Source organism: Tumebacillus amylolyticus (assembly GCF_016722965.1).
GTDB classification, from domain to species: domain Bacteria; phylum Bacillota; class Bacilli; order Tumebacillales; family Tumebacillaceae; genus Tumebacillus; species Tumebacillus amylolyticus.
This window is the reverse complement of record NZ_JAEQNB010000009.1, coordinates 92568-111046: the sequence shown is the minus strand read 5'-3', so window position 1 is coordinate 111046 and position 18479 is coordinate 92568. Positions and strand designations below refer to the sequence as shown.

Here is an 18479-nt window from a genome sequence, read left to right as displayed (position 1 = left end):
ATGTATTAGGCACGCCGCCAGCGTTCGTCCTGAGCCAGGATCAAACTCTCAATAAAAGTTTGGTTCGCTGACTCGAATCGATCTTCATCTATCACTCGTTTAGTTTTCAAGGATCAATCGTGTCGCTCAGCGGCGACGTCACTTAGACTATCACGAAGCCTGTCCATCTGTCAACACTTATTTTCAAACCGCATCTCGCGGCGACAAGAGCAATCTTAGCATGCCCACTCGCCCAACTCAACAACTTCCCTGAAACAAACCGCGACAAATCAACTCCTCTGCACACCGACTCCCGCTTTTTTCGCCTGTATAAAGGATATTGCTCCTCCATGTTGAATTGGGAGTTATAACCATATAAACGAAGGAGCAACTTTCTCTATGAAAAAAGTTCTGCCCGGCCTCCTCCTCGGCTCTCTGCTGCTTGCCACCACGCCGAATCTCAACGTCTACGCCGCTGCTCCAGATGCGATCGGCCTGACGATTAACAACAAAATCGTGCACCTCAACACCATGCCCGTTCAACAAAACGGCCGCGTCCTCGTCCCGCTTCGTGCAATCTGCGAAGCGATCGGCGCCACCGTCGAATGGGATGCCGCCATGCAAACGGCCACAATCACCCGCGACCGCGACAAAGTCCAAATGACCCTCGACAGCACCACCGCCAAGAAAAACGACCAAGCCATCCTCCTCGACATCGCCCCGCAACTGATCAACGACGTCACCATGATCCCGGTGCGCGCCCTGGTCGAAGGCCTCAACCTGCAAGCCAAGTGGGACGAAACCACCCAAACGGTCTCCATCGATACCCACCCGGCGATCGACCACACCCTGCCGCCGACTCCCAAACCGGAACCGTCTCTCTCCATTAAGGAGATCGCCAAAAACTTCGACCGCGTCGTCATGATCAACATCTATGACAAAAAAGGCGAACTGCTCGGCTCCGGCTCCGGCATGGTCGTCACCGCCGACGGCAAGATCCTCACCAACCACCACGTGCTCGCAGAAGGCACGACGGCAAAGGTTGTATTTGACGACGGCACGATGTTCCCGGCAACCAAAGTTCTGCTCGACGATCCGGACCGCGACCTCGCGCTGATGCAAATCAACGTCTCCAACCTGCAAACCGTCACATTCGGCAACTCCGACGCGCTCGAAATCGGAGACAACGTCGTCGCCATCGGGTCGCCGCTCGGCATGCAAAACACCCTGTCCGCCGGCCTCATCTCCGGACTTCATCGCAAACTCTCCACCAAAAAGGAAGACACCAAAAACATTGAGTTCCTCCAAACCAACGCTCCCTACACATTCGGCTCTTCCGGCGGCGCTCTGTTCGACATGCACGGCGATGTCATCGGCGTCACCTCCAACGCGGCGTCCTACATGGGCGGCGAACTGAACTTCGCCATCCCTTCCAAAGACGTCACCGTATTCCTGCAACAACCGCAAACTCCAATGACCTTCACCGAGTTCACGAAGTATATCGCCGACTCCAAAACGCACAAGCCAAACCCGAATCCGAACCCGGATGACGAAGACCAAAACGACATGGCCGCTTACGACGCTGCCGACCAAGTTGCAGAAACTCTCACCCAGAACCACCCGGAACTCACCGACCCGGCCACGGGCAAAAAAGTCACCGTCCGCTACGTGGGATTCCCGTCCTTCGAAGGTCCGGGCCAAGACATCGAAGTCCGCCTGAAAGACTTCAACCCCTACAAAGCAAACGGCGAAATCGACGCCCAATCCATGAGCGATCTTCTTCAGCAACTCACCCGTTGGGCACACGAAGCCGGCGCCGTCGATCCGCTGATCAACGTATCCGTCACGTTCGATGCGAAAACCTACAACGAGAACATCCTCGCCAAGAACCAATACTACTCTCCGCGAGAGGACTCCTACAGCGTTGATCTCGACATGGGCTGGGCCCTGCTCGACGACGCAACCGGCACGATCACCTACCAAGTCGACCCGGACCACAACCACACCAAACAAACGGCGAAACTGAACTAGTAAACACCCGTTTAGAAAAACTCCTCCCTGTGCATGCTGTTGAGAGAATCGCAGCACAAGGAGGAGTTTTTTCATGCTTCACAAAAAAGCGACGGCCCTGTTCGCCGTCCTCGCACTGAGCACCGCGCTTCTGGGATGCTCCAAAGACTCATCCCCGCAAAACCGAGATGACATGGGCAACATCGACGACATGGCGGGCATGGACATGCAGAACCACGAAGCGTCGGCCACCACCGCGAAACCGGCCGACGTCGATTCGGTCGCCGCAACCCCCAAACCGACGCTCGACTTGAACGTCGACGTCAACGGCCACAACGCCACCATCCACTTCAACGTCACCAACTTCAAGATTTCGCCGGAGCACTACTCCCAAGCAGCGGTCCCGGGCGAAGGCCACATCCACCTGTTCGTCGACGGCTCCCCGACCAAAGTCGCGGTCAAGGACAAAGTCTACCAACTGGACAACCTCACCCCCGGCCACCACACGCTCAAAGCCTCGCTCCACACGAACAATCACCAACCCTACAACGTCGAAGACACCACCGAATTCGACGTCAAGTAAAAAAAGAACCCGACCACCTCAAGTGGCCGGGTTCTTTTTTTGAACGCCTGTAAAAAGCCGTACTTCTGTCACGACAATCCCGAGCAGAATCAGCAAGATCCCGACCCATTGCACGCCGACCACTTCCTCGTGCAAGATCAAGAACGCCGACACCACCGCCACCGGCAACTCGATCGCTCCGAGCACCGCGGCGAGGGCACCGCCGATTTTCGGAATCCCGATGTTGAAGAAAATCGGCGGGATGACTTGTCCCAAGCCGCCGATGATCAGCGCCCAGTACCACAGCCCCTCGCCCAAACTCCCGTTCCAGAGGAACTTCGGCGGGAAGATCAAGAACGCCACAGCCGTCGACGCCACCGCGATCACCGCCGAGTTGGCAAACGGCGAACTGCCCTGCCGCACATACCCCGTGAAATACAGAAACGCCCCGTATGTAATCGAAGACAGGAACCCAAGTCCCAGCCCCAGCATCGACACGTCCCCCCACTGGGCATGAAGCAAATCGACCGCCAACAGCGTGCCCAAGAAAATCATCCCAAGCGCCACCCACTTCACGCGCGATGGCTTGGCACGCGCGACGAGGAAGTCGATCACCATCACAATCCACGTAAATTGAAACAGCAAGACAATCGCCAAAGAAGCGGGCAAATACGAGAGCGAAAGATAATAAAACACAGAAGTTCCCGTCGAAAGCACCCCGAGGAACACCAACAGCCCGAGGTCGCGCCCCGTCATCCCGCGCAGATGGCGCACTTGGAACAGCGCAATCAGCACGAGGACGGCCATCGCGGCAAAATACTGCGAGCTCGTCACGTCCGCCGGAGTAAAACCGGCGTCATACGCCATCTTCACCGCCGGGGAAATCAAGCCATACGAGGCGCCCCCGAGCAGGACGAAGAGAATTGCGAGTGTGCGGTTCATGGTTCGACCACCTTTACTTGTCTTTTGAGAACACGCATGCGACAATCGGTAGTATACCCACCTAGAGAGGAGACGCACGCCGTGCCTTGGGTTGTACTTTGGATGGCCCTGATTTTCCTGATGTCGGCCACGCCGGACCTCATAATCACGCAACTTTTCGACTACTTCGATACGCCGCACCATTATTTGATCGACCTGCACAAAATCAACTGGCATCTGGTCTGGTCCACGAACAATCCCTTTTTCCATCTCCCCACGATCTTCAACGCAGACTTCTGGCTGCACAAAGTGGGGCATTGCATCGTCTATTCCGTGCTCGGCATCCTCTGCTACCGATGGACCCGCCGCGTGCTGCCCTCGTTTTGGATCTGCTTTGCCTATGCGTGCTTCGACGAACTGCACCAAGCGTTTACGCCCGGACGCAGTTCGCGTTGGACCGACGTCGTGCTCGATTCGGTCATGGCCTTGCTCTTCATCTGGCTCTACCATCGACTGCAGAAACCCAAACGCTCCTGATGCAAAAAAAGGAAACCCGTTCCTCCAAGGAGGTCGGGTTTCTTTTTCATAAAAGACCCAGATTGGCGGCGGCGTGGTTGCCGATGCGACGTTTGATGTACAATTCCGCGAGATCGTACGGGTCATCGACCCAGACGGACTGGTTGTTTTGTTTGACAGCGACTCGTCGGCGATGCTGTCCGCTTCCGAGTGATTCTAGCACAGCATGCATGGTATTGCCAACCGGAACCCAGATGTGTACGACTTTTTTGCCCCCGACGGTGACGACGCGCATCTCGGGAAACGGCGAGAGCAGCGGGTAGATGCGGTTGTGCAACAGGGACGCAATCGCCAGCAGATATTTGTCTTCGTTGCCGTAGCGGGCCACCTCGTGGGCGATGCCGACGATTTTTTTGTCGTTGGAGACGCCGAGATAGAGGTTGCCGTTGTTGGTGTTGGCGAAGGCGACGACCGATTTGAGGATTTTTTCCTTGGAGTTGAGAAAGTCTTGCTTGAATTCGATCTCGTGGTTCTCATCCACGGAGATGGCGCGAAACACGTTGTCCTCCCGACCCAAGTACAGATAACGGGAGATCGCTTGCAAGCGGTACGTGTACGCTTCAAACACATCTTCGTCGAGCATCAAAGCTTCAATCCGAACGTTGCTCTCCTGCCAAAACGCTTCCAACTTGGTGTGGAAACACAGGTCAAACTGGACGCGACGACCGAGTGAATGGATGTCAAACCCGACGACGCACGGGGCGTCACCCGGTTCATACCCCACCATCTGCGGATCTTCAAGCGTCAGCACCCCGGTGCGGATCAGGTGGTCGAAACATGGGCGCGGCAGGGAGCATCTCTTGCGAATGCGCTCTCGAAACAGAGGCAGGTCCTCCCGTTCCACTTCATGAAAGAGACGGATCTGAACTTCCTCGTCCTCGAAGCGCTGAACTGCGGCGACAAATCGACAATCGATCAGCCGGTTCATGAGCGCCCTCCTTGTTCCTCCTGACTCTTCCCCTTTATGATACGCCGCACCTCCGCAATTGGGAAGCAAAAAAAGACCTCTCCGCCCGTGCGGTCGAGGTCTCTTTTTCTGAAAAAAGGGACGTCCTACTTCGAAGGTTTTCCGAGCAGGCGGAACATGTTTTTCTTGTACGCTTCGACGCCCGGTTGGTCGAACGGGTTGACGTCGAGCAAGTAGCCGGAGATTGCGCAGGCTTTTTCAAAGAAATAGAACAGGTGGCCGACGTTGTGGGCGGTGAGTTCCGGGATGTGCAGGACGAAGTTCGGCACTTCGCCGTCTTGGTGCGCTTCGAGCGTCCCGAGCATCGCTTGTTGGTTCACGAAGTTCACCGATTTGCCCGTCAGGTAGTTCAAGCCGTCGAGGTCGCCCTCTTGGTGCGGAACTTTCAGTTCATCGTGACCCGCTTCGTCTACCCACAGCACCGTTTCAAACAGGTGGCGCGGGCCTTCTTGGATGTATTGGCCCATCGAGTGCAGGTCGGTGGTGAATTGCACGGACGCCGGGTAGATGCCCTTGTGTTCCTTGCCTTCCGATTCACCGAACAGCTGTTTCCACCACTCGGCAAACGTGATGAAGCGCGGGTCGTAGGAGACCAGCAGTTCAATTCCTTTGCCCTTGCGGTAGAGGTCGTTGCGGTAGGCCGCGTATTGGTAGCAGGAGTTCTCCGCGAGGTTCCCGTTGGAGTAGACTTCCTTGGCTTCGTGCGCACCTCGAAGCATCGCTTCGATGTCGATGCCCGCCGCCGCCATCGGGAGCAGACCGACCGGCGTCAGGACGGAGTAGCGGCCGCCGACATCGTCCGGGATGACGAATGTGGTGTAGCCTTCGGAGTCGGAGAGCGTGCGCAGCGCGCCTTTCTTCTCATCGGTGGTCGCGTAGATGCGCTCGCCGGCTTTGACTCCGTACTTGTTCACCATCCAGTCGCGCACGAGTCGGAACGCCAGCGCCGGTTCGGTGGTCGTCCCCGACTTCGAGATCACGTTGACGGAGACGTCCTTGCCTTCGATCAGTTGGAACAGTTGGGTTATGTACGTCGCGCTCAAGTTGTGGCCGATGAAATACACTTCCGGGCCTTGACGCTCTGCCGCAAATTGATTGCGGAACGCGTGGGTCAACATCTCGATGCCCGCACGCGCGCCCGCATACGAACCGCCGATACCGATCACCAGCAGAACATCCGAATTCGCGCGGATGCGTTTGGCTGCGGCGAGGACGTTCTGGACGATCTCGCCGTCCACGTCCAGCGGTTCGACCCAGCCGAGGAAGTCACTGCCACGGCCTGTCCCGTTGTGGACGGTCTCATGAGCTCGTTTCACTTCGAGTGCCCAGTCCGTTTGTTCTCCTTCGTTCAACCATTTGTCTGCTGCTTTTGTATCCAGTTGGAAGTGCGACATGTGGTTCTCTCCTTTTTTTCTACTGTTTAAAAGTAGTCTGCCCAGTCCTTCCCAAATTGTACCCTCTTTCCTTATACGTCACAACTGGCATTCATATGAACAGTCTTATGATTACCATAGCAAAAAATAGTCAGTTAAATCGTAGTTTTGGCTTGACTTTAATACATATTGTTGGGAAAATTTGAATGGGGAGAAGTAACTTGTTAGGGGGCAATCAGAATGAGGAAAAAAGGTTGGATGCTGGCTCTGACCTCGTTCGTCGTCGGCGGGTTCCTGCTGTTCTCGGGCAGCACGAACGCATTTGCCGGGAACGGGAACAGCGAGTACAGCAACGGAGTACCGGGGGACATTGCAACGTTGGCCGCTTCTGTACAAGCGTTGACCAACACTGTGAATTCCATGCAAACGAACAACACGTCTTTGCAAAAAACGGTGGATGAGTTGACGACCAAAGTCAACGCACAGGCTGTCACGATCACGAAATTGCAAGCGGACAACGCAGCTCTGCAAACGCAAGTGAACGCACACGAACAGAAATTCGTAACGCTTGGCGCAAGCATCACCGACCACGCGGCGAAATTAGAAAAATTAGCGGCTGCCGACGCAGCGGCTGCCGGCACGGTGAAAACTCTCTCCGATTCGGTCACCGCTCTGCAAACGCAAGTCCAAGTCAACACGGACAAGTTCACGTCGCTTGGCGGCACTCTCGCCGATCATACCGCGAAGTTGGAGAAACTGGCGGCCGACAACGAAACCAACAAATCCAAGTTGGCGACCGTTGACACCCTGAGCGCGTCGGTTGCCACGATGAACGCTACCATCGAGGCAGGCAAGATCACGGCAGAAGCTGTGGCAACGAAGCTCAATGACAAAATCAACGCGCTCGACGCTCGCGTCACCGCTCTCCAAGGCGGCGCGAATTCTCTCGTCGCAGCTCCGGCCGCACCGGCGACCCCGGAACCGACTCCGACCGCGAACAGCTCGCAATCGTCTGCAGAAGTCGCCGCTCTCAACGCGACCATCGCGGCACTGAAAGCGGATGTCGCTTCGATCAAGACCGCGATTGCAGACCTGCAAACGAAAACGGTCGCCGCATCGAGCGGCACGACTCCCGCTCCGGCTGCTACTGCTCCGGCTGCCCCGATCACGGGCGGCGCAACAGTCGAAGAAAACAACGCCGCCATCACCTACACCGGCACTTGGTCGGACGGCGCGAACGCCGCTTTCTCGTCCGGCAAAGCGAAGTACTCCGGAACGGCAAACGCCTCGCTTTCGTTCACGTTCAAAGGCACTTCGATCCAAGTCGGCGGCTACAAGTCGGCGTACATGGGCATCGCAGACGTGATGATCGACGGGCAGAAGGTCGGCACGATCGACTACTACAACAGCGCCAACCTGTACAAGCAAATCTTGTTCTCCGCAAGCGGACTGGCTGCAGGCGATCACACGATCTCCATCGTGCGCACCGGCACCAAGAACGCGGCGGCTCTGGGCACGAACATCAACATCGACTACGTCATCACGAAGTAAGCAGATAGAAAAAGAAGAACCGACCTCTCGCGAGGCCGGTTCTTTTTTTTATAATTTCATGAGTTCGGGAATCAAGCGTTCGATCTGCACACGCTTGTCGGCGTCACACTTGTAGGTCGGAACCAACACGCCGAGGTAGTAGCGAATGTAGAGATCGTTGCGCTCCTGTTCGTTCTCCGCGAAGGAGAGTTCCTTCAACTGCTCCATGCGCTGGTGCAGGTTGTGTACGTCGAAGTCGACAGGATTGCCGTAGAAGATCCGATCATGACGGGTCGGGTTCAAGCCCTCCTCGTTCATCAACAGCTCTTCGAACAGTTTCTCACCCGGACGAATGCCTGTGAACTCCACCGGGATGTCGACGTCCGGCTTGAGTCCGGACAGTTGGATGACGGCGCGTGCCAAATCGACGATCTTGACCGGCTGGCCCATGTCGAGGATGAAAATCTCACCGCCCTCGGCAAAAGCGCCCGCTTGGATGACCAATTGCGAAGCTTCCGGAATCGTCATGAAGTAGCGCACCATCTCCGGATGCGTGACGGTGACCGGGCCGCCCTCGCGAATCTGGCGTTGGAAGATCGGGATGACCGACCCCCGGCTGCCCAACACGTTGCCGAAGCGGACGGCGACGAACTTCGTGTCGCTGACACGATCCAAGCTTTGGATGATCATCTCGGCGACACGCTTGGTGACGCCCATGACCGACGTCGGGTTGACCGCTTTGTCGGACGAGATCAGGACGAATTTCGAGACGCCGAACAGATGCGAGCACTCGGCGACATTTTGCGTGCCGAGGACGTTGTTCTTGATCGCTTCGGCCGGGTTGCGCTCCATCAGCGGAACGTGCTTGTGAGCGGCGGCATGGAAGACGACCGAGGGTTCGAACGTTTGGAACACTTGCTCGATGCGCTTGCGGTCTTGGATGTCGGCGATCAACGTCTCCAGGTGAATCTCGGGATGGTTGTTGCGCAGCTCCAACTCGATCTCGTAGATCGAATTCTCGCCATGTCCGAGCAAGAGCAGTTTCGCCGGAGCAAACTTCACGATCTGCCGGCAGAGCTCCGACCCGATGGAGCCGCCCGCGCCGGTGACCAGCACGACTTGCCCGCGCAAGTATTCCGCGATGCCGGCGAGATCGACTTTGACCGGTTCGCGGCCCAAGAGGTCCTCCAAGCGAATGTCGCGCACTTGGTGAATCGGCGCTTTGTCGCTCAGGAAGTCGGAGATGCGCGGCAAGGTCTTCACTTTTGCCGACGTCTCGCGGCAGATGTTGATGATCTTCGCGATCTCCTCCGAGTGCAGAGACGGCATCGCGATGATAATCTGCTGGATGTTGCGCTTCTCCACAACCGCCGGAATCGAGTGGCGGTCGCCGACGACCGGCACGCCCATGACGTGCAAGCCGTGTTTGGAACGATCATCGTCGATGAACGCGACCGGATGGCCCTTGACATGGTGAACCTGTTTCAATTCGCGTGCCAACAACGCCCCACCGCTGCCGGCCCCCACGATCAAGATCCGGTCGCCTTCGTTTGTTTTGAGCAAAGACGTGCGCAGCAGACGCCAGCCGATGCGCATCCCAAGCAAGGCAATCGTCGCCAAGACCCAAATGAACAGGTAGATCGGACGGGGCACCACGTAGAGTGCCCACAAGTTGGAGATGATGCTGTTGATCGCAAAGACCACCGCTCCGACGACGGTCGTCGCCGAGAACAGCAGGTAGAACTCCCCGATCGAGGCATACTCCCAAATTTTTCGGTAGACTCCAAACGCAGAGAAGGCTACCAGCGTGACGAGAATGTACAAGCCGCACACATACGGCAGACTGCGCAGCAGTTCGTGATCCGACTCCGCGACCGAAAAATCAAGCAAGTTGAAATACACCAATACGATAACGGTTGATACGACAAAGGCGTCCAACACCCCCAGCAGACACCACCGCATTCTGTAGCTCATGTCCGGACTCCCCCCCACCCTACACGGGACTTTCGATATCTATCTACTTAAAGTACGTGTCTCTTCAACGCTTCCACGACGCCGTCGACTTGCGCTTCCGTCATGTTGGTGAAGAACGGAATGGCAAGCGTTCCTTTGGCGACATGCTCCGTTACCGGGAAGTCCCCTTCTTGGAACCCGAACTGTTCCTTGTAGAACGGTTGCAGGTGGATCGGCGTGAAGTACGGACGGCACCCGATGCCTTCCTTGGACAGCGAAACCATGATCTCATCGCGGTTGAGATGCTCCGCGAAACGAATGACATACACGAACCACGACACGTCGGCGTCCGCCACCGACTGCGGCAAGATGATGCCCGGCACCTCGCGCAATTTCTCAAAGTAGAGATCCGCGACTTTGGCACGGCGGCTCAGAATTTCATCCACACGTTCCATTTGCGCCACGCCGAGCGCGGCACTCAATTCGTCCATGCGGTAGTTGTAGCCCAGACGAACATGATCCAGCCAAAGACCGTTTTCACCGCGACCTTGGTTGCGCAACGAGAAGCAAAGGTTGGCCAACTCCTCGTCATCGGTGACGACGATTCCGCCCTCGCCGGTCGTCAGTTGCTTGTTCGGATAAAAAGCGAAGACACCCGCGTCGCCCAGAGAACCGGCCGACTTGCCCTTCCACTTGGCCCCGATTGCTTCACAAGAGTCCTCGATGATCCGCAGATTGTACTTGTCGGCGATGCGGCGAATTTCCGTCATGTTCGCCGGTTGACCAAATACATGAACCGGCAAAATCGCCTTGGTGCGTTCCGTGATCTTCGCTTCAATCTGCGAGACGTCCATGTTGTACGTCGCTTCGTCAATGTCGACAAAAACGGGCTTCGCACGCTCGAACAACACGCAGTTCGACGAAGCAACGAAGGAGAACGGAGTCGTGATGACTTCATCTCCGTCCGAAATGCCCATCGCACGAACCAGCATGTGCAGACCGCTCGTCCCGCTGTTGCAGGAAATCGCGTACTTCGTCCCCGCGTACGCTGCCATCATGCGCTCGAACTCGACCGCTTTCGGACCTAAGCCCAAGTGACCGGATTGCAAAACTTCCAGCACCAATTCTTTCTCACGTTCCCCAATATCAGGTCCCGACAACGGAATCATATGTGTACCCCACCCTCAGATGTTGTTTTTGACTTTCTTGACCACAGCCGGCACCCCGACCGCTGTCGTCGAATCCGGAATCTCGCCGATCACCGTCGCACCGGCCCCGATCGTCACCCACGATCCGACGCGAACGCCAGGAATCGCGAGAGCTCCCGTTCCAAAGTGCGTGCCCTCGCCCACCGTCACGGTGCCCGCCAGATGGACGCCCGGCGACAGATGCGCATAGTCGCCGATTCGGCAGTCATGATCGACCGTCGCCGCCGTGTTGACGATCGCATGTCGTCCGACCTTCGCATCGGCGTTGAGAATGGCGCCCGGCATGATGACCGTGCCGACTCCAATCTCCACGTGCGACCCGAGGATGACGCTTGGATCGATCAGGGTCGCGAATTGAATTCCCCCCTGCTGTTCCAACGACTCTGCAAGTTTGCGGCGCACTTCGTTCACGCCGATCGCGATGACCAGTTGACGATCTTCACCTTGACAAAACTCGGCAGCCTGTCCGACCCGCCCCAGATAGAGCGGATTCGGCACCGCAGGCTCGCGGTCGTCGAGAAATCCCACGACGCGATGCCCGCACCGTCGCGCGATGTCGGCGACCACTTTGCTGTGACCGCCCATGCCGATCAGAATCACATTCGCCATGCTTACAGCCCCTTCGAATGCTGGCGACCCGTCGGCGCAGTTGAGCCTGTGAATCGCGTAACCGTCGCTTGACCGTCTTGGTTGATGTCAACGGGACGAACCACGCGCAAGACCGTCATGTAGAGAATCTTCATGTCCAACCAAAACGAGCGGTTGTCCACATACCAAACATCGAGCGAGAACTTGTCTTCCCAAGAGATGTTGTTGCGCCCGTTCACCTGCGCCCATCCCGTGATGCCGGGACGCACGTCGTGTCGGCGGGCTTGCTCCGGGGTGTAGAGTTCCAAGTATTCCGGCAGCAACGGTCGCGGGCCGACCAAGGAAATGTCGCCTCTGAGCACGTTGAACAACTGCGGGAGTTCATCCAAGCTCCAATTGCGAAGCCATTTGCCAAACGGAGTCAACCGGACATCATCGGGCAACAAGTAGCCTTGCTCATCGCGCTTGTCGGTCATCGTCCGAAACTTCATCACGTTAAAAATTTTGCCGTGCAAGCCCGGACGCGCCTGTGTGAAAAGTACCGGGCTCCCCAAAAACACGCGTACCAGTACAAACAAGACCAAGATCAAAGGCAAGAACACAAGTAAAAGTGCAAGTGCAACCGAAACATCAAACAATCGCTTCATGAAGAAAGTCCCCCTCTCCCCACTGCTGCTTCCCCTTGGGTGTGGCTCTGCTTTTTGCGCAACACGTCGGCGTAGATGCCTTGCAACTCCCGCACGACGTTCTCCGTTCGATACGGTGCGACCCGCTCGCGAATCGTACGGCCCATCTCGCCCCGCAATTCCTCATCGGCGAGCAACCTCTCCAACGCGTTCGCCGTCGCCAACGAATCTCCCACCGGCACCAGATACCCCGTCTCTCCGTCCTGCACGAGATCGCGGCTCCCGCGAATGTTCGTCGCGAGAATCGGACGCCCCGTCGCCATCGCTTCTAATAAAAAGCGGGGCAACCCTTCGCGCTTCGAAAGCAACGTGCAGACATCGGACGCCGCAATCAAATCCGGCACATCCAACCGGTATCCCAGCAGGTGAAGAGAATCCGCGACACCGAGCTCCTCGGCTCTTTTTTTCAAAAGGACGTCGTGCTCGCCCACGCCGACCAGCAGACAGCGGACTTTGAGGTGAGACGGCAGGTGCGGCAGTGCTTCGATCAGTTGCATCTGGTTTTTGTTGTCGTTGAGTTCGGCCACGCAGACGACGAGGTGCTCGTCCTCGGCGATGTTCAACTCGGCACGGATGCGGGCTTTCGCAACGCTTGTGTTCTCCGGGGCGAAGCGTTCGATGTCCACGCCGACACCCGGTACGTAGAGAACTTCGTCGGCCGAGAATTCATTCGACGCGCGGTCGAAGTCTTCGCGGTTGATCGTAATCAACGCATCAGTCCACGACGACATCACGCGCTCCACCGGATAGTAGAGCATCCAAAACGGCAGAGGTGCTCCCTTGTAAAAGTGAAATCCGTGCGCCGTATACAACACGGCCGGCACGTTTGCCACGCGGCCGGCGATTCTCCCCAGAATCGACGCAACCGGCGTGTGGACGTGGAGAAGTTGGAACTGCTCTCGTTTGAAGTGCGAGATCAAAAGCCGAGCGGCGCTGATGTTCGACCACTTCAACGGAGAGCGGGCAATCGGGATGTCGTGGCAGATGATGCCGCGCTCTTGGAGGCGTACTTTGGCATAGTCGTCCTCGGCAAAGGCGTGAACTTCGTAGCCTTCGCGCTGCAACATCTCCATGACGGGCACGTGGAACAAATCAAAGTGTCTGTAGACAGACGCGACGAACGCGGCTTTACGGGTCATCTGAACTCCCTCGCTCTCTACAGTCTCCACAGCGTGACGCCGGTCGGGCAGTCCTGCGGAGGAAGTTGATGCTTGATGTCCACGAGAATTCCGCGACCGTTCTTGAGCAGACCCGAGAGTCCGTTCCAGCCCAGTTCGCGGTAAAACGCATGCGGCACCGCGTAGACGATCGCGTCTGCGGGCGGGAGGTCTTGAAGCGCCGTGAGTTTCACGCCGTACTCATGCTCGGCAATCGACGGGTCGCCCAGCGGATCATGGACGGTGACGTTGACGCCGAACTCTTGCAGTTCGTCGATGATGTCGACGACTTTGGAGTTGCGCAGGTCGGTGACGTTCTCTTTGAACGTCAGGCCGAGCACCGTGACGTTGGCGTTTTGCAGCGTCATGCCTTGCAACGCCATCTGCTTGACGAGCGAAGTCGCGATAAAATGGCCCATGTTGTCATTGATCCGACGGCCCGCGAGGATGACTTGCGGGTGGTAGCCGATGCTCTCCGCTTTGTGCGTGAGATAGTACGGATCAACCCCGATGCAGTGCCCGCCGACCAAACCCGGTGTGAAGGGCAGGAAGTTCCATTTCGTGCCCGCCGCTTCCAGCACGTCTTTTGTGTCGATGCCCATGCGGTCGAAGATCATCGCCAACTCGTTCATCAGGGCGATGTTCAAGTCGCGCTGGGTGTTCTCGATGACTTTCGCCGCTTCGGCGACTTTGATCGAACCTGCACGAAAAACTCCGGCGTCCACGACGCTTCCGTACATGTCGGCGACGAGGTTCAGCGTGTTCTCATCTTGACCGGAGACGACTTTCACGATGTTCTTGAACGTGTGCTCGTGGTCGCCCGGATTGATGCGCTCCGGCGAATACCCGACGAAAAAGTCGACGCCGCAGCGCAGTCCCGACGTTCGCTCCAGAACCGGCACGCAGTATTCCTCCGTCGCGCCCGGATACACGGTCGATTCGTACACGATGACCGTGCCTTTCGCCATGTTTTGGCCGACCGTTTCCGACGACTTGCGAAGTGCGGTCAAGTCCGGTTTCTTCGCGTCGTCAATCGGAGTCGGCACCGCCACGATGATGAAGTGGCACTCGCCGAGTCGCGCTCCGTCGGTGGTGTATTCCAAAAGCGCCGATTGACGCAACTCCTCGGCACTCAGTTCGCCCGTTTCGTCGACGGCGTTCTGCAGTGCGTTCACCCGACGCTCGTTGATGTCAAAGCCGATCGTCGGCCATTTTTCCCCAAAAGCAAGTGCAACCGGCAGTCCTACGTACCCTAACCCTACGACCCCTACTTTTTTCTCTGTCACTGTCTACACCCCATAATAGTTTCTGTACCACGCCACGAAATTGCCAATGCCCGTCTTCAAGCTCGTTGACGGTTTGAAATCAACATCGCGCCAGAGATCGTCCACGTCTGCAAACGTCGCCGGGACATCGCCCGGTTGCATCGGCAGGTATTCTTTGATCGCTTTGATCCCCAGTGCATCCTCCAGCGTCGAAACGTACTCGCCCAGTTTGACCGGGTTGTGGGAGCCAATGTTGTACAGACGGTACGGTGCGTAACTCGTCCCCGGGTCCGGGTTGTTGCCGTCCCACGTCGGGTCGGGCACGGCCGGTTTCTCCGCGAGACGCACGATTCCTTCGACGATATCGTCCACGTACGTGAAGTCGCGTTGCATATCGCCGTTGTTGAACAGTTGAATCGGCTTGCCTTCGAGAATCGCTTTGGTGAACAAGAACAACGCCATATCCGGCCGCCCCCAAGGACCGTACACGGTGAAAAATCGCAACCCCGTCGTCGGCAATCCGAACAGATGGCTGTAGGTATGGGCCATCATCTCGTTGGATTTCTTGGACGCCGCGTACAAACTCAGCGGATGGTTGACGCCCCGGTGAACGGAGAACGGCATGTCGGTGTTGGCTCCGTACACCGACGAGGACGATGCGTAGAGCAGATGCTTCACCCCGCCGTGACGGCAGCCTTCCAAAATGTTGAGAAACCCGACAATGTTCGAATCGATGTACGCGCGGGGGTTGGTCAAGGAGTAGCGCACGCCCGCTTGTGCCGCGAGATGGATCACCGTGTGGAACTCATGCTCGGCGAACATCGCATCCATCGCCGCCGTGTCTTGCAGCGAAATTTTGCAGTGCGTGAAGTTCTCGTGCGGCGTCAGTTGCGCGAGGCGGGCTTCTTTTAACGTCGGGTCGTAGTAGTCGTTGACCTCGTCGAGGCCGACGACGGTGACACCCGCTTCCAACAGGCGTTGCGAGACATGAAAGCCGATAAAACCGGCCGCGCCGGTGACCAGCACTTTTTTCATCATGAGTTACAGAGCTCCCTTCAGAACATCGCCGTAGAGGTTCTCATAGCGATTGACGATGAATTCCAGCGAAAAATTGTCCTGCACGCGTTGCCGAGACAAACGACCCATCTCTTGCAACTTCGCCGGATTCATATTGAGCACAGACTGCCACGCGACCGCCAGCGACGCCGGGTCGCGCGGCGGTACGACGAGTCCGTGCTTGCCGACGATCCACGCCGAGTCTCCCACATCGGTCACGACACAAGGCGTGCCGCAAGCCATCGCCTCGCCGATCACGTTCGAGAAACCCTCGCTGTACGAAGACGAGGTCAAGATATCGAACGCAGACATCAATCTCGGCGTGTCATTGCGCTCGCCCAGCAGATGCACATGATCTTGCAAGCCGAACTCTTGCACCCATCCGGCAAAGTCCGGATTCTCCATCGTCACCCCGCGACCCGCGCAGACGAAATGCACGTGCGGATTCGCCTGTACGAAGTGGTGCGCCGCTTCCAGAAACGTCCGATGGTCTTTCATCGGATCATAGCGTCCGATCAGCCCGATCAGAAACGCATCTTCGGGAACGCCGAGTTCCGCCCGAACCGTTTGGTACGCATCGGGAGACGGCGCGAACAGGTCAAGATCAAAACCGTTGGGCAACACGTGGGTATGTTTCGAGCTGTAGCCAAGCCCTTCGTGCTGACCCGCTCCCGTGCGCGTGTTGTAGATGATCGCGCGCGGCTTCTTGGAGAACCAGCGACTGCCTGCGATCAGCAGGGCAGTCGATCTTTTCTCATACTTGAGCGAGTAGACACAATGGCGGATGTTCCACAGCACCGGAACCTTGCCTTTCAAAAAAACGCCTGCCAGCTGCGCCGCGAGGTTGCCGTGATACATCCAGCCTTGCAAGAGGTGAGGCTGAATCTCGCGGACTTTGCGCACGAGGCGGGCCAGAGCGCCCGGCGTCGGGCGGCCCGGACTCATGTTGATCGTGTGAACTTCGACGCCGCTTTTGCGAAGTCGTTCGCCGATCGGTCCGTCGCCCATCAGCGAGAGCACGACCGGTTGAAACTTCGTACGGTCGATGCGGTCACACAGTTTCCACAGCATCATCTCGGCACCGCCGACGTGCAAGCCGGTGATGACGAACAGGATTTTTCTCATGAAGGTTCCTCCTTAGGGTCGCCCACCCGTTTCTGCTCTTTTTTCTCCAGATACTGAATGCCCAGAATCGTGAAGACCAGCAGACCGATGATGAACGCGACCTCCTGCACGAAAGCCGCCGCGTTGATGCGGTTCATGTTCATCGCTTCCGGCGTCAGAACGGCACTGAGCAACATCCCGTTGCTCGAACCGCCCTTCGCCCTCGCCAAGCGGATAAACGCATACGCCAGACCCATGAACACGAGGAACACCCCCGCATAACCCAAGTTGACGTACGCTTCCGACAACGGCGAATATCCCCATCCAATCGCCGAATTGCGGTCGGAGTAATACAAATACTGAATCTGTTTCGCAAACGATTGCGCGACGGTCAGCGGCTTCTCTCCTATATAGAGCATCCGCGGCAAGATCATCGGGACCGCCAGCAAGTACGTCAACCCGTACTGCCAGCCCCCCGGATGTTCCAAGTTGTACAACAAGGTAAAATACGGCCCGGACGCTTCCCCGCCGGCCGGCGAGAACCACTCCACGTCAAAGTTGCGGTTGAGATAGTCCATCATATCGCCGAACGTAAACGTCCCGTCGAACAGAAACGGGATGAAGAAGCGAATCTGGTTGAAGATCTGGAAGAAAATATACACCGGCGCGAGAATCACCGACACCCGCATCATGTTGATCCGCCGCCCCGCAAAGTACACCGTGGAAAAAATGATGACCGAGTACGTCATCATCCGCCGGTCCCCTTGCATCATCATCAGCAGCGACCACATGCCGATCGCCCCCATCGTCAACAGCGGACGAATCTGCAGCGGCGGCACGTTGCGAATCGAGAACGCCAGCATTGCGATGCCGACGAAAACAAACGTGGTATACGGGAGCCCGAGGCCCCCTTGCGCTTGGGCGAGCATTTCGATGCGCACCCCGCGGTCGAGTTTCAACGCATAGAGCAAACCGCCGATGCGCTGGAAGTCGAGCAGCAGCAGGACGAGCCCGAGCAGGAACAGCGACAGCCCGAACCAGAAGTGCCGCATGTTGCCGACGATCTTCTGCACATCTTCCGGATTCAGGACTTTGCCCGACCCTTTTTTCGGTGAAAAAATTGCTTGTCCGGCCACCAAGCCGAGGACGCCGAGCATCCCGCAGTTGCACGCCTTGAGATAGGTGGCGGTGCTGAACTGGATCGGATAGGCGTTGTCCAAAAATCCAAAATCGATAAAGTGCGAGGCGTTGCTGATCAGCAACACCGGGTTGTAACTGAGAAAAAACGCGGCGAACAAAATGCCGAAATCGAACATGTCCTGCGTCTGCCGAAAGCGGGCGCGAATGTACACGCACAGCAGAAACGAATTGAAAATCGAAACGAGGGTGATGACCCGCCAGATGCCGTTCTCTCCGTCGGTCAGCTTCTCGCTGGCGGAGACGGAGTAATAGCCGATCAGGACGGCGACCAAGATGAGCAAGATCATAGAGGGCAGTCGCTTCCCAAGCGTCTGAACCATTCGTCTCCCCCTTTCTATCTGGAA

At 57.1% G+C, this 18479-nt stretch carries 16 protein-coding genes; 4 read left to right on the top strand and 12 right to left on the bottom strand.

What is annotated here, in order from left to right; translation table 11 throughout:
- Positions 1-378: 378 nt before the first annotated feature.
- Positions 379-2010, top strand: coding sequence for a stalk domain-containing protein (locus tag JJB07_RS21945; protein ID WP_201638255.1), 1632 nt, complete (start codon positions 379-381; stop codon positions 2008-2010).
- A 73-nt stretch (positions 2011-2083) separates the two neighbouring features.
- A complete protein-coding gene (locus JJB07_RS21940) occupies positions 2084-2572 on the top strand; it encodes a DUF6130 family protein (RefSeq protein ID WP_201638254.1) in 489 nt (162 codons plus the stop codon).
- 18 nt (positions 2573-2590) lie between these two features.
- On the opposite strand, the gene JJB07_RS21935 is transcribed toward JJB07_RS21940, so the two are convergent.
- Complete coding sequence (locus tag JJB07_RS21935; protein ID WP_201638253.1) at positions 2591-3493, bottom strand: EamA family transporter; 903 nt, start codon at positions 3491-3493, stop codon at positions 2591-2593.
- Positions 3494-3574: 81 nt separating this feature from the next.
- Here JJB07_RS21935 and JJB07_RS21930 point away from each other — a divergent pair, with 81 nt between their 5' ends.
- Positions 3575-4009 (top strand): VanZ family protein, encoded by a 435-nt coding sequence (locus tag JJB07_RS21930; protein WP_201638252.1) that lies wholly within the window; start codon positions 3575-3577, stop codon positions 4007-4009.
- 46 nt (positions 4010-4055) lie between these two features.
- On the opposite strand, the gene JJB07_RS21925 is transcribed toward JJB07_RS21930, so the two are convergent.
- Both JJB07_RS21925 and JJB07_RS21920 read right to left on the bottom strand, forming a co-directional pair.
- Entirely contained in the window at positions 4056-4976 is a 921-nt protein-coding gene (locus JJB07_RS21925; RefSeq protein WP_201638251.1) for an AlbA family DNA-binding domain-containing protein, read from the bottom strand.
- 125 nt (positions 4977-5101) lie between these two features.
- Complete coding sequence (locus tag JJB07_RS21920; protein ID WP_201638250.1) at positions 5102-6409, bottom strand: glucose-6-phosphate isomerase; 1308 nt, start codon at positions 6407-6409, stop codon at positions 5102-5104.
- A gap of 219 nt (positions 6410-6628) precedes the next feature.
- On the opposite strand from JJB07_RS21920, the gene JJB07_RS21915 reads away from it, so the two are divergent.
- Complete coding sequence (locus JJB07_RS21915; RefSeq protein ID WP_201638249.1) at positions 6629-7939, top strand: DUF2046 domain-containing protein; 1311 nt, start codon at positions 6629-6631, stop codon at positions 7937-7939.
- A 48-nt stretch (positions 7940-7987) separates the two neighbouring features.
- Here the strand turns inward: JJB07_RS21915 and JJB07_RS21910 are convergent, their stop codons facing one another.
- From JJB07_RS21910 to wzy, 9 genes are read right to left on the bottom strand one after another with little or no spacing between them, the layout of a single operon-like run.
- On the bottom strand, positions 7988-9892 hold the full coding sequence (locus tag JJB07_RS21910; protein WP_201638248.1) for a polysaccharide biosynthesis protein: 1905 nt from the start codon (positions 9890-9892) through the stop codon (positions 7988-7990).
- 47 nt (positions 9893-9939) lie between these two features.
- Positions 9940-11040, bottom strand: coding sequence for a DegT/DnrJ/EryC1/StrS family aminotransferase (locus tag JJB07_RS21905; RefSeq protein ID WP_201638247.1), 1101 nt, complete (start codon positions 11038-11040; stop codon positions 9940-9942).
- Positions 11041-11055: 15 nt separating this feature from the next.
- A complete protein-coding gene (locus JJB07_RS21900; RefSeq protein ID WP_201638246.1) occupies positions 11056-11688 on the bottom strand; it encodes an acetyltransferase in 633 nt (210 codons plus the stop codon).
- A gap of 2 nt (positions 11689-11690) precedes the next feature.
- Positions 11691-12314 carry a sugar transferase gene (locus JJB07_RS21895; protein ID WP_201638245.1) on the bottom strand — a complete coding sequence of 208 codons (624 nt, stop codon included), beginning with the start codon at positions 12312-12314 and terminating at the stop codon, positions 11691-11693.
- Positions 12311-13492 (bottom strand): glycosyltransferase family 4 protein, encoded by a 1182-nt coding sequence (locus JJB07_RS21890; protein WP_201638244.1) that lies wholly within the window; start codon positions 13490-13492, stop codon positions 12311-12313. The genes JJB07_RS21895 and JJB07_RS21890 overlap by 4 nt, the downstream gene beginning before the upstream one ends.
- 17 nt (positions 13493-13509) lie before the next feature.
- Entirely contained in the window at positions 13510-14796 is a 1287-nt protein-coding gene (locus JJB07_RS21885) for a nucleotide sugar dehydrogenase (protein ID WP_201638243.1), read from the bottom strand.
- 3 nt (positions 14797-14799) lie between these two features.
- Positions 14800-15810, bottom strand: coding sequence for an NAD-dependent epimerase (locus JJB07_RS21880; RefSeq protein ID WP_201638262.1), 1011 nt, complete (start codon positions 15808-15810; stop codon positions 14800-14802).
- A 6-nt stretch (positions 15811-15816) separates the two neighbouring features.
- A complete protein-coding gene (locus tag JJB07_RS21875) occupies positions 15817-16956 on the bottom strand; it encodes a glycosyltransferase family 4 protein (protein WP_201638242.1) in 1140 nt (379 codons plus the stop codon).
- Positions 16953-18455, bottom strand: coding sequence for an O-antigen polysaccharide polymerase Wzy (gene wzy / locus JJB07_RS21870; RefSeq protein ID WP_201638241.1), 1503 nt, complete (start codon positions 18453-18455; stop codon positions 16953-16955). The genes JJB07_RS21875 and wzy overlap by 4 nt, the downstream gene beginning before the upstream one ends.
- Positions 18456-18479: the final 24 nt, after the last annotated feature.